Source organism: Methanophagales archaeon, assembly GCA_021159465.1.
Classification (GTDB): Archaea; Halobacteriota; Syntropharchaeia; order Alkanophagales; family Methanospirareceae; genus G60ANME1.
Window position 1 is genome coordinate 1 of record JAGGRR010000195.1, and the last position, 11,293, is coordinate 11,293.

Below are 11,293 nucleotides of genomic sequence, written 5' to 3' on the forward strand. Positions count from 1 at the left end.
CGGGGTAATAATAAATAATAGGGTCGGTTGAGTAACAACTATGATAAGAGTTGACTTGTATCAGACCACTGGTTTCGAAAAGGCGTTTCTGCTTATCCCGAAGCTGCTGTATTTCCATCTCCTTGCAATGAGGTGTGCTTGCGAGGCATGAGGAAACCTGCATCCTGCATCCCGGCATCACACCCTCCCCACTGGCATTATATACAGTGGCTGCTCCTCTTCCGGCATATTCATTATCGTTTTTACTCTCCCGTCAGAAAAAGCGCCTACAACTACTGTTCCTAAATTCAAGGATACTGCTTCCAGATAAACGTTCTGAGCGGCATGTCCGACTTCCATGTGCACATATCTTACTCCCCTCAGGTAGCTCGCTCCTGTTCGTTCATCTCTGACTGGCGTTTTATATCTCCCTGTTGTTCGCTCATAAACCGCAGAGAATACTATGACAATGGCACCATCTCTGACACAACGTTGTCCGAGGGCAGCATCACATAGCTCAGCCCTTTTATCCCCTTCCGCAACCTTCTCAAGTTTGTTGTGTTCGTGCGGTTTATATTTATAAATTTCTTCGGAGAGGTTATACACATCACATTTCCAACAACGATGTAAACTTCAAGAGAATAAGTAGCACCTGCGGATGGCGCTGTTCTCTCTCCCCAAAGACCAGTAATCCCCTGAGCAGACCAAAGAAGCTGTGAAACTTCAGCAAGTGTCAACGGGTCGTCCTTATACTGCCTGATAGACCTTCTTTCAAGCAAAGCTTCTTCTATTGATGTATCACTATCCTTTACAGGCTCAGGCAGTTTTATTTCTGCGTTATGTTCCGCGACCGGGATATGGCAGGGTTCTTCTCTCTCGTTTTGGAATATGAATATCACAAACCCAAATCCAATCCCACTGATTATGGCAACACTGATTACAAGCACGGTCAGTCTCTTCTTACTTCTTACTTCTTATTTGCCTACTATTTTTATAAGTATATGCGATGGACCCGAGATTGAAGATAATTCCTTGTGATGACAAACAACCTCATCAAAAGTAGCATTGGAGACGGTGAAGAAGGTAATAAAAATGCTTACTGGATTGAATGTGCCAATTCTCTCTGCATCTTTACCCTTTTCTGTACCCCTCAGTTGCCTGCAATTACTAGGCTTCTAATATCCCTCTCAGGAAGAACAGTGGCTTCACCGTATGCGAGTCAGTAGTGAAAAACCATGTTGTCAACGACAGCGGAATCATCCAATGCTACCAAAGGCACCTCAACCTCAACTCTATCATTACCTCTCCCATCATTGAAATTAATAGAATTCAACTTCAGCCCAATCTCCCTGCCCGGGCTCTTACCTCCATCCTTACGCGTTTATGTACCCTTATTATCGCCTCCAACTCGCTATCATCTGCATCTTCAATATCGTGTAAATACGGAAGTGGTAGTTTCCTGCTCTTAATCTTAATACAGTCTTTTATATCATCCCTGATGTAATCGTCTGCGACTGCGTCAGGATTGCTCTCGAAATCCGCCCTGTTCGCTTCCCACGTCCTCACTATCTCCTTTACTCTCGCTTTACCGCCCTGGACGAACGCATCGCAGAGGATAAGGAGGAAGGATATATCAACAGATGCAAGTCCCACTGTGGCATACGGCACTGCATACTCATTGCCATTGAATACAACCGATAAGCCACCGTGCTCTTTTATCAACTTTAGCATCTTATAATCGGTGATACTATCCCCAACAGCAATAGCGTCACTGAGTGGCTTCCCCTTCTCCTTCATGATGCTCCTTATCGCCTCCGCCTTCCGCTCTCCACCTATCACCCTCACCTGCCGTAATACATCAAACCCGGAACGTGGCAACTGATGGAAGAAGAAATCATCCATTACCGACCTGAGCTCGTTAATTTGCGAATGGGAATTAGAATGAAGCTCAATTATCCTCTCTTCTACTCTCTTCGTCAGTGATAGTAGTGATTCCTTCTCCTTTCCGGACATCCAATCCTGATTTAAGGTTAAGGCTGTACATATAATCCTCGAGGGTTCAAGCCCCAGCCTGCGACCTATATTGTATGCGTGCTGCTCATAACTTGTTGAGATGATATATATATCCCAGCCCTCAGCACGTAACCTCTCAAATAGATATTTCGCACCTCTTACAAGCGTTGCACGTTCTGATACTCGTTTTATGTCCTCTTCTGTTATACCATGAAGCATGAGGAAGGGGATGATCAATGCGAGAGTATCACCCGGCTCGTAACCTTCTCGCCCCTCCAGCGCCAATATGTCATCATAGTTGCTTATAGCTTCAAAGATATGTGCACCTTCATCTCCTATTAGCTTCATCACCTCGTATGCATTGTCCTGCGGTGATAGAGGTCCCTCGAGATCGAAGAAGATTATCATTTCATTCCGATATTGATATAAAAGGAATAGCATAGATAAGAGATTAATATGTGTAAGTGTAGCCTACTTTATATAGGTAGACCTAATTTATTGTGATGCCGGTGATGTTGAGCAGGAAAGCGGAGGATTATCTTGAAGCGATTTTGAACATCTCCTTGCAGGAAGGGAAGGGATATGCAAGGGTGAAAGAGATAGCCAGAGTATTAAATGTGAAACCATCCAGTGTTGTGGAGATGGCAAGGAGGCTAAACGGGATGGGGCTTGTCAATTACAAGAAGTATGAGGGTATAACCCTGACGCCAAAGGGTAAGAAGATAGCAAAAGTGGTGAAGGACCGACATGAAACTATACGTGCTTTTCTCGAGATAATAAAAGTACCACCGCGGATAGCGAATAAGGATGCATGCATAATGGAGCATGAACTGGAGCCCGAGACGATAGAGCAGTTGAGGAGCTTCGTTCGCTTCGTTCGCTCCGCTCCCGACTATCCACAGTGGCTACAGCACTTTGAAACATTCTGTAAGACCGGGAGACATCCCTGTGAGGGTGTTGATAAAGGCATCACTATGCTGCTAAATGAGGGGTAACAATTATAACTGCTATAAATGCTCAATGCTCCTCGTTAAGTCTTTAAGCTGCCTCTCTATTATATTTAAACGAGCACTTAACTCCTCAAATTCCAAATTCCCGATTGGATATGGCACTATATGTACAGCACCTGCTGGACATGTCCTCACACATGCGGTACAGCAGACACAGCGTCTGAAATCAACTCTGGCTTTCTTATCCACATCCGCAAGCCTGATCGCACCAGTCCAGCAGACTCTGGTGCACTTGCCACAGCCCACACATAAATGCTCATCAACAAAAGCCTTCCATAACCAAATCATCGCATTGAAAAAAATAGGGGGGATTAGACCCCCTGCATCATTTCTTCAATTCATCCAGTCTCTTCTTTATCTGCTCCAACTGCTCACTGAGCATCTTCGCCTGATTCTCCAGCATCGAAATCTCCTGCTCCCTTGTCATGCCGGGCATTGTACCCATGCCAATGCCCATACCCATACCTGCTACCGGCATCTGCTGCTGTATCCATGAACTGAACTGAGGCAACTGTCCGCTCTGCATGAGATACTGCGCTGTCGGTGGCAATCCGGTTGGGCTTCTACCTATCCAGCCTGGAGAGAACCCGAACCTCATCCAGCCTGGCAAGCCCGTGAGGTAATACATGTTTCTCCAGCGGTATCCTCCTCTTCCATACCACCCGAACGCCATTTTTTCACATCACCTCCTAACTTCTTCTATTTCTATTTTTAACTCCAGACACATGAACATCATGCCCTCGTCATACTGGTGCCACATTTTGGGCATGTCTTATTGTAGCAAGGTTCACCACGCGAATGTGGCACCCGGTATCCACATTTCGGGCATACGCACTCACCACCAGGACCCAGTCCTCTACCGCCCATTCGCCCTCTTCCTCCACTCATATATATCCATATCACCTCCTGTTTGAATCAATGCCTGTGCATCATACATGCGTCTTTATCCGAAGCTTCGTGAAGCAAACCAGCCTGAAATGCTCTTATTGTATCTCTTACTGTTCCACTCGCACCCACATAGACCTCTATACCAAACTGCTCAAACATGTTTATTGCCTTCGGTCCTAATCCTGAGCAGAGTACTACCTCCACACCTTCCTCTGCTAAGATTTCTGGTGCTACTTTAACACCACCGAAATGCTCACCCGAGTTCGGGACCACCTTCACTTCCTTCGTGCTCATATCCACTATGGTGAAAGCGGGCGCTCTACCAAAATGCTCACTCACAGGGGCGTCCAACCCCTGCGTTCCGATTACGGGAACGGCAATCTTCATTCCTGCATCACCTCACCTCCGCTTGAGCTCCTCTATACGCTTCTTCACTTCCTTTAATTCGTTCTCCAGTTTATTTACCATCTCCTCGAGTCCTTCGAGACTCTCTTTTTCAGCTTTTTCTCCCTGTGGCATAACCATGCTTTGCCCTATGCCTCGTCCCATACCGCGACCTCCACCCATACCCATGCCCATACCCATACCGGCATGAGCACCAACTGTAGAACCTCCGCTCACGTTCAATTTACCACTTTTATACATCTCTATTGCTTCTCTTACAGTGCCATACGCGCCTGTTGCGACCTTTACACCCGCGGTAGAGAGCACCTGGAAGGCATTAGGACCGATGTTGCCCGAGATGAGTACATCTACGCCTTTATTCACAACGGTCTGTGCAGCTTGAATTCCTGCTCCACCTGGTGCTGCTATAGCGGTGTTCTCCACAGCATCGAACGCCATTGTATCTGTGTCAACGAATATAAAATACTGGCATCGCCCGAACCTTGGATCCACCTCTGCATCCAGGTCCTTTCCCATTGCAGTTACGCATACCTTCATTTCTATATCGCCTCGCTTCTCCCTTTATCTCTCACCTACATCATTATTGAATATATATTCATCATATAAAAATATAAATTGCCTTTTCCCAGTAGCTCGAATGGTAACTCCATAAGTTTAAAGTAATGCAAAATGAGGGAAAAATTTGGGTTTAAAGATAGAGCGATTGTGGTTGAGTCTGGAGAAGGCGTTTAACTCAAGTCATTCCCAGTTCCGAAGAAAAAGGCTCGCTAAGAGAAATGTTTAAAGGTATGACAGCGAGAGAAGTTATAGAAGAGGCAAGAGAAACGGATATAAAAAAAGAGAAAACTTTGGAGCAGAGATAAGATAAATGGTGGTATTTGATACTGAAGCGCTGTTAAAAGAAAATAAAAGGTATATTATCCAGATTTCAGAAAAATCGTTTGCATCCCTCTTCTTTATCTCTTCTTCTCCACTATCTCACGCACCTTCTCCACTATATGCTCGAATGCCTCACGCACCTTAGAGTCCTTCTGCAATACGAACGGGGTTCCGTTATCCGCAGCTATCACCATCCCGGGATCAATAGGTACCCTACCAAGGAAAGTAACGCCAAGTTCACGCGCCGACTGCTCACCACCGCCATATTTGAAGATATTTATCTCTTTGCCACAATAGGGGCAGACAAATCCACTCATGTTCTCTATTATGCCTATAACAGGCAATTTAAGCACCCTGGAGAAGTTCACTGCCTTCCTCGAATCGAGCAGTGCGAGGTCTTGTGGTGTTGTTACTATTATCGTGCCATCCACATTCTTTATCAATTGTGCAACACTCAGTGGCTCATCACCTGTGCCCGGCGGGAGGTCTATGACGAGATAGTCAAGTTCACCCCAGTCCACATCTGAGAGGAATTGCCTTATCGCATTCATCTTCATCGGCCCCCGCCATATAATAGCGGAATCCCTGTCAGGGAGGAGAAAGCCGATGGACATCGCTTTCAAACGTGGCGTGACCAATATCGGGAGTATTTTATCGCCCGATGCCCCCGGTCGCTTATCTTCTATCCCCAGTATCTTTGGTATATCAGGTCCATGTATGTCTGCATCCATTAGACCCACGTCCAGACCTTTCATTCCGAGAGCGAACGCGAGATTCGCTGCCACTGTCGTCTTCCCCACTCCACCCTTTCCACTCATCACCATTACCTTATGCTTCACCTTCTCCATCATCGCCTGTACCGCCCTCTCCTGCTCTGCCACACTCCTTTTACCCTCTTCTCTCTCTTCTGCCATATCCTATATTACCTCCTATCAACAACACTCATGGGACCATTTTTATAACCCTGCCAGCGAGTCCTCTCCACCATCACGTAATGCCCACCCTCTATCCTTATAGCCTTACCCTCAACGAGTGCGCGTGCTATCTTACGATGCGCTTCCGTTATGATACGATGGAAAGTGGGTTGAGAAATGCCCATCTGCGCTGCCGCACTCGCCTGGTCGAGTTGTAAAAAGTCCTTCAATCTTATACTTTCCAGCTCCTCCAGCTTCAATACCTCTTCTCCACACGTATATGCCCGGTCGCGGGGTTCAAAGTATAGAAAATTCGGCTGGAAGCCAATACATCTCCGCCTTCTTGCTCTTCGCATCTATAATTATAATATGTTGTGTATCATTTAATATCAAATAAATTCATCTTCTATCTGGTGCATGCATGAGTGATAGCGATATCCAGTTTCAATTGAAGGCGGTACTTAAATGCAGTAGCAGTCTGAATAATATAACGCTATCAGAGCTGAGCGATTTTATGCGTGAGTCCGCAGAACCTTTACTGAAACGTGGTGCGCCACCGGGATGTGGTGCAGAGATAGAGGAATGGAGCGTTTCGGGAGAGGAGTTAAAGCTGGATTTGAGCTCTGATAGATTTGTAAGGGCTCATGATGCTCTTACCAGATTGAAGAAGGAGTTCGGTAGATTCCTCGCTAAATACAGGATCGGGATAAGGGGCATAGAGATAGAGAGCTATAAGATAACTATGGGTTGGGAAGAGAGCATCAAATTGAAGCGATTACCTTTTGTGAGTGAGTTAAAGCATAATGACGGGCGTTTAACACTGTATCTCGATGTGGACTATGCAGCACTGGAGAAACGGATTCCTGATAGGTTATTAAGGCTACTGGATGAGAAAAAGACAATAGCGAGCTGGAAAGGCAAGAGTGAGCACTGGGAATTACTATTTGAGAGCAAGAAGAAGTCATTCCGGTTTGATAAAGACCCTACAGAGGAGATGGTGAAGCGAGGCTGGATAAGACATGCCGCAGGACGCGGTCAGTGGATTTACGGACCACAGATAACGAGAATTTTCAGAGCGTTCGAGCGCGTACTGATAGAAAAGGTATTGAAGCCTTTGGGTTATGAGGAGATGGTATTTCCGAAGCTGGTGCCATGGGAGGTCTGGAAGAGATCAGGGCATGCAAAGGGTATTTATCCTGAGGCTTATTACGTATGCGCACCGAAGACACGGGACCCTGAGTACTGGGAGGAGGTGATGGATTATTACAAAGTAACAAATGAAGTGCCTCTGGAGATGATAAAGGACCGAATAGAGCCCATAGGGGGGCTGTGTTATGCGCAATGCCCACCATTCTGGATATTTCTCATGGGTAAGACATTGCCAGATTCAATTCTGCCAATAAAGGTATTTGATAGGTCTGGTACTTCGCACAGATATGAAAGTGGTGGGCTTCATGGTATAGAACGGCTGGATGAGTTCCACAGGGTGGAGATTGTATGGATAGGGACAAAAGAGCAGGTGATAGAGCATGCTAACGAGCTACGTGAGCGTTATCGCCGTATATTCGCAGAGATACTGGATATAGAATGGCGGGAAGCGTGGGTGACACCCTGGTTCATGGCACAGGAGGGTATGGCGGGTCTGGCGGAGTTGAAGGAGGTGGGTACGGTAGATTTTGAGGCTATTCTGCCATACAGTGGCAAATGGCTGGAATTCCAGAATGTGAGTGTGAACGGTGACAAATATCCAAAAGGTTTCAGTGTGAAGCTGCAGAGTGGAAAAGAGTTGTGGTCGGGCTGTTCAGGTGTGGGTCTGGAACGATGGACTGCAGTTCTGCTTGCGCAGAAAGGCTTAGAACCTGAGCAATGGACGGAGGAGTTTAGACGAATAACGGGCAAGTTGCCCGAAGTGTTCAGGTTCCTGTGATGTATGTATATGTATGGCTGTGTATAGGGTAGGATAGTATAGGTATAGGTGTTAGTAAAGAAGATGACAGAGCTAACGCCGATGATGCGGCAATATTACAGGATAAAGGATAAGTACCGGGATGCGATCCTACTATTCCGTGTGGGTGATTTCTATGAGACTTTTGGTGAAGATGCAAGGATAGCATCCCGGGAATTGCAGATTGCATTAACCACAACAGGTCGTGGTAAGGGTGCAGCGGGACGAATACCAATGGCTGGGGTGCCTTTTCATGCTGTCACGCCATACATACGGCAGTTGATAAAGAAGGGCTACAAGGTGGCTATATGTGAGCAGATGGAGGACAGACAGAAACGGGGGACGGGGATAGAGAAGCGTGAGGTTGTGCGACTCATCACACCCGGGACGGTTATAGAGGATACACTTCTGGAGGAGCGTGCTTCTAATTATCTCATGTGCGTGAGTCGTGTAGAGGGCAAAGTAGGGATTGCCACGATAGACATATCAACCGGGGAGTTCTGGCTGACGGAACTGGAAGATGAATGCTCACTGGGGAATGAGATAGAGCGAGTGAGACCTGCGGAGATTGTGATACCAGAATCGCTATCATTGGATTGGGAATGCGAGGTGGGATGTGCAATATCGCGCTATGACGATTATTACTTCGAGTATAAGAACGCATATACGGCATTGATAAACCATTTTGGTGTTATATCGCTCGATGGTTTTGGTTGTGCCGGGCTAAAGGCTGGTATATCGGCTGCGGGGGCTGTTATATCTTACCTCAGGGATACACAGAAACGTATCCTGTCACATATAAAGCCGCTGAAGACTCTCTTCGTTTCCGATTATATGGTTGTGGACAGTGTAACGGTTCGTAATCTTGAGATATTCGCAAATATAAGGGATGGCACGCAAAGAGGCACGCTTATCAGTGTATTGGATAAAACGCTCACTGGTATGGGTTCTCGACTGCTGAAGAAGAGTTTGAGGTATCCTTTACTGGATGTGGACGAGATAAGGAGCAGACAGGACGTGATAAAGGAGTTCTTTGATGATATTCTACTCAGAGAGGCATTGAAGGACGCTTTCAGTGAGATATTCGATATTGAGCGGATAATAAGCCGTGTGGCGTATGGGAATGCAAAAGGCAGGGATTTGATATTGTTACGAAGGTCGTTAGAGCAGATAAATGCGATTCAGGATTTATTAAAGAAATGTCGTGCCAGAAGGCTAAAAGAAATCAGGAAGAGCTTAAAGGCAATGGACTTCTCTTCTGTTGTAGAGCTTGTGGAGCGTGCGATAGTGGAGGAGCCACCAGCGACGATAAAGGATGGTGGAGTGATAAAGGAGGGCTTCAATAAAGAACTGGATGAATTAAGAAGGATAAAGCACGAGGGCAGGCAATGGTTAGCGGACTTTGAGGAGCGTGAGAAAGCCCGAACAGGTATAAAATCGCTAAAAGTGGGTTATAATAAGGTCTTCGGGTATTACATAGAGGTGAGGAAATCACAGATTAAGAAGGTGCCACACACATATATAAGGAAACAGACGCTGACAGAAGCCGAGCGTTACATAACAGAGGAGTTGAAGGAGTATGAGGCGAAGGCATTGAGTGCCGATGAGCGAATAAAAGAGCTGGAATACGAACTTTTCGAGCAGATAAGGCTGAATGTCGCTGCCCGGAGTAAGGATATACAGGAAGCTGCAAACCTGATTGCGGAGCTGGATATGCTATTAGCGCTTGCTGAGGTTGCTGTGGAGAACCAATATTACTGTCCTGAAGTGGTGGAAGGACAGGAGCTGACGATAAAGGAGGGCAGGCATCCGGTGGTGGAGCAGGAGGTGAAGGAAGGATTTGTGCCCAATGACGTCCATTTCAATGATCCAACACGATTGATGATCATCACGGGACCGAACATGAGCGGTAAGAGCACATACATGCGACAAACGGCGTTAATTGTCTTGATGGCGCAGATAGGAGCTTTCGTGCCCGCGCGAGAAGCGAGAATAGGCATCGTTGACCGGATATTCACGCGTGTGGGTGCTTATGATGACCTCTCCATGGGTCAGAGTTCGTTCATGGTGGAGATGAGTGAGACTGCAAACATATTGAACAATGCAACCGAGAGGAGTCTGGTGATACTGGATGAGATCGGGCGTGGCACAAGTACACTTGACGGGCTCAGTATAGCGTGGGCGGTTGCGGAATATGTACATGATGAGATAAAAGCGAAGACGATGTTCGCTACGCATTTCCATGAGCTCACGAGCCTTGCTGACCGGCTGAGTGGTGCGAAGTGCTACAATGTTGCGATAAAGGAATCAGGGGATGAAATATTCTTCATAAGGAAGGTGCAGGAAGGTAAAGGCACGAAGAGCTATGGTATCCAGGCTGCTAAGCTCGCTGGACTACCTCAAGCAGTGATAGAAACAGCAAAGAGCGTTCTGAAGCGTATGGAGGATGAGGATAAGGATAAGGCACCTCATGAAACAGAGCGGAGAGTGGAGGTGCGGTACGTCACTAAGGAGCATCCAGTGGTAGAGGCATTGAGAAGGCTGGATATAGATAAGATATCGCCGATAGAGGCATTGAATAAGCTGTATGAGCTGAGGAAAGCGGTCACAGATAATAACTGATAAGAAGTGAGTATCATGTATGCGCTGTTCGCTGCTATTTCACTCTCCGATTATTAAAACTTCCGATGTCTTATGTCCTACCTTGCTTCAGGTCAATTTTCATGCTTTTACCTCCTTAAACGAAAAGGTGTATAACGTTCCGACCGTATCTGAAGTTCCCCAAAGAGGTATTTGGGCATAGTGCCGAAGGCACGAAGCCAGATACGCCCTTTTATACGCCGTGCCCATATTTTCTTTCTCTCTTTCTTCTGCTTGCATTTAGGGCGGTGAACCCTATGATCTCTCCTTTCTCATATCTGATTATGATGTCATCATCAGTGAGTTTGGAATCATCTGCATGGCTTGGCTTCTTGAAATTGATGTATAAAACCATCTGGTTTTAAAAATAGTTGTAGGTTCTTAAAATACTCTATTCGGTCTGGTATGTGATGTGTGACATTCCGCATTCCGCATGAATATAAAATCTAAACCTTCTTTAACCCCTCCAAAATGTCACCATTCAACAAGCCTCTGGACCTGGAATAAGCCCATTTATAGTCCTATAGTCCTTATATTTTAAATCTTCACTCTTATACTTCTTTCTGAACCCGTTAATATCCACCGTCAAATTGGTGGTATCTCCAATTATTATCGTTTTT

General features: G+C 46.1%; 14 protein-coding genes and 1 pseudogene. 3 read left to right on the top strand and 12 right to left on the bottom strand.

Annotated features, from left to right (window positions below; all coding sequences use genetic code 11):
* Window positions 1-177: 177 nt before the first annotated feature.
* The 3 genes from J7J01_08325 to J7J01_08335 all read right to left on the bottom strand — a co-directional run bounded on the left by J7J01_08325 (window position 178) and on the right by J7J01_08335 (window position 2,400).
* Window positions 178-345 carry a nitroreductase family protein gene (locus tag J7J01_08325; protein MCD6210871.1) on the bottom strand — a complete coding sequence of 56 codons (168 nt, stop codon included), beginning with the start codon at window positions 343-345 and terminating at the stop codon, window positions 178-180.
* 95 nt (window positions 346-440) lie between these two features.
* Window positions 441-758 carry a nitroreductase family protein gene (locus J7J01_08330; GenBank protein MCD6210872.1) on the bottom strand — a complete coding sequence of 106 codons (318 nt, stop codon included), beginning with the start codon at window positions 756-758 and terminating at the stop codon, window positions 441-443.
* 556 nt (window positions 759-1,314) lie between these two features.
* Complete coding sequence (locus tag J7J01_08335; protein ID MCD6210873.1) at window positions 1,315-2,400, bottom strand: haloacid dehalogenase-like hydrolase; 1,086 nt, start codon at window positions 2,398-2,400, stop codon at window positions 1,315-1,317.
* Between the two features lie 95 nt (window positions 2,401-2,495).
* Between J7J01_08335 and J7J01_08340 the strand changes: the two genes are divergently transcribed.
* Window positions 2,496-2,987 (top strand): metal-dependent transcriptional regulator, encoded by a 492-nt coding sequence (locus J7J01_08340; GenBank protein ID MCD6210874.1) that lies wholly within the window; start codon window positions 2,496-2,498, stop codon window positions 2,985-2,987.
* Window positions 2,988-2,999: 12 nt separating this feature from the next.
* Here J7J01_08340 and J7J01_08345 read toward each other — a convergent pair whose 3' ends face one another.
* The 7 genes from J7J01_08345 to J7J01_08375 all read right to left on the bottom strand — a co-directional run bounded on the left by J7J01_08345 (window position 3,000) and on the right by J7J01_08375 (window position 6,444).
* Complete coding sequence (locus tag J7J01_08345; protein MCD6210875.1) at window positions 3,000-3,290, bottom strand: 4Fe-4S dicluster domain-containing protein; 291 nt, start codon at window positions 3,288-3,290, stop codon at window positions 3,000-3,002.
* Between the two features lie 37 nt (window positions 3,291-3,327).
* Window positions 3,328-3,675, bottom strand: coding sequence for a DUF5320 domain-containing protein (locus J7J01_08350; protein ID MCD6210876.1), 348 nt, complete (start codon window positions 3,673-3,675; stop codon window positions 3,328-3,330).
* Window positions 3,676-3,734: 59 nt separating this feature from the next.
* The gene (locus J7J01_08355) at window positions 3,735-3,890 is read right to left on the bottom strand and encodes a hypothetical protein (GenBank protein MCD6210877.1); all 156 of its coding nucleotides are present in this window, start codon (window positions 3,888-3,890) and stop codon (window positions 3,735-3,737) included.
* 27 nt (window positions 3,891-3,917) lie between these two features.
* Complete coding sequence (locus J7J01_08360; GenBank protein ID MCD6210878.1) at window positions 3,918-4,277, bottom strand: NifB/NifX family molybdenum-iron cluster-binding protein; 360 nt, start codon at window positions 4,275-4,277, stop codon at window positions 3,918-3,920.
* A 12-nt stretch (window positions 4,278-4,289) separates the two neighbouring features.
* A complete protein-coding gene (locus tag J7J01_08365) occupies window positions 4,290-4,832 on the bottom strand; it encodes a DUF5320 family protein (protein ID MCD6210879.1) in 543 nt (180 codons plus the stop codon).
* 419 nt (window positions 4,833-5,251) lie between these two features.
* Window positions 5,252-6,088, bottom strand: a complete 837-nt coding sequence (locus tag J7J01_08370; protein ID MCD6210880.1) for an Mrp/NBP35 family ATP-binding protein — start codon at window positions 6,086-6,088, stop codon at window positions 5,252-5,254.
* A gap of 8 nt (window positions 6,089-6,096) precedes the next feature.
* Window positions 6,097-6,444 carry a DUF134 domain-containing protein gene (locus J7J01_08375; protein MCD6210881.1) on the bottom strand — a complete coding sequence of 116 codons (348 nt, stop codon included), beginning with the start codon at window positions 6,442-6,444 and terminating at the stop codon, window positions 6,097-6,099.
* A gap of 65 nt (window positions 6,445-6,509) precedes the next feature.
* Here J7J01_08375 and J7J01_08380 point away from each other — a divergent pair, with 65 nt between their 5' ends.
* Window positions 6,510-8,015 carry a serine--tRNA ligase gene (locus J7J01_08380; GenBank protein ID MCD6210882.1) on the top strand — a complete coding sequence of 502 codons (1,506 nt, stop codon included), beginning with the start codon at window positions 6,510-6,512 and terminating at the stop codon, window positions 8,013-8,015.
* Between the two features lie 48 nt (window positions 8,016-8,063).
* A complete protein-coding gene (mutS, locus tag J7J01_08385; GenBank protein MCD6210883.1) occupies window positions 8,064-10,655 on the top strand; it encodes a DNA mismatch repair protein MutS in 2,592 nt (863 codons plus the stop codon).
* A 211-nt stretch (window positions 10,656-10,866) separates the two neighbouring features.
* On the opposite strand, the gene J7J01_08390 is transcribed toward mutS, so the two are convergent.
* Together J7J01_08390 and J7J01_08395 are read right to left on the bottom strand one after the other, a co-directional pair.
* Window positions 10,867-11,028, bottom strand: a complete 162-nt coding sequence (locus J7J01_08390; protein ID MCD6210884.1) for a DUF2283 domain-containing protein — start codon at window positions 11,026-11,028, stop codon at window positions 10,867-10,869.
* A gap of 133 nt (window positions 11,029-11,161) precedes the next feature.
* Window positions 11,162-11,293, bottom strand: a pseudogene (locus J7J01_08395) (IS5 family transposase).